The organism is Thermus aquaticus (genome assembly GCF_001280255.1).
GTDB lineage: Bacteria > Deinococcota > Deinococci > Deinococcales > Thermaceae > Thermus > Thermus aquaticus.
The window spans coordinates 1-322 of the sequence record NZ_LHCI01000087.1; the positions used below are offsets into that span (position 1 = coordinate 1).

The 322-nt window shown below is 73.6% G+C and carries 1 protein-coding gene; it reads right to left on the reverse strand.

What is annotated here, in order from left to right; translation table 11 throughout:
- Nucleotides 1-208, reverse strand: a 208-nt coding sequence (locus BVI061214_RS12745) for a hypothetical protein (protein ID WP_053766905.1), incomplete at its 3' end; no start/stop codon positions are given.
- Nucleotides 209-322: the final 114 nt, after the last annotated feature.

The following is a 322-nucleotide window of genomic DNA, read 5'->3' on the forward strand; positions in this document are numbered from 1 at the left end:
GGGCCAGGGCCATGAGGGCGAGGGGCGTGAGGCGGCGGTGGGGGGCCTCGAGGGCCAGGAGGGCCAGGGCCCTCCCGTGCTCCCGGGCCTCCTCCACCAGGCCCTCCATCCCCGGGGGAAGGAGCAGGAAGGCCTTGGTGCCCTCCAGGACCACTTCTCCATCCGCTTCCGCTATGGCCTCCAGCACTTGCGCCAAGGTCTTAGGCACGCTCTACCTCCTTGGGCTCAATCCAGGCTCGCGCGATGGGCTCGAGGCGGGGCGGGGTCCCCGCCCCCACCCCCAGAAACTTCCCTTCCCCCGCCTCCCCCCCGCCCCCCCCCC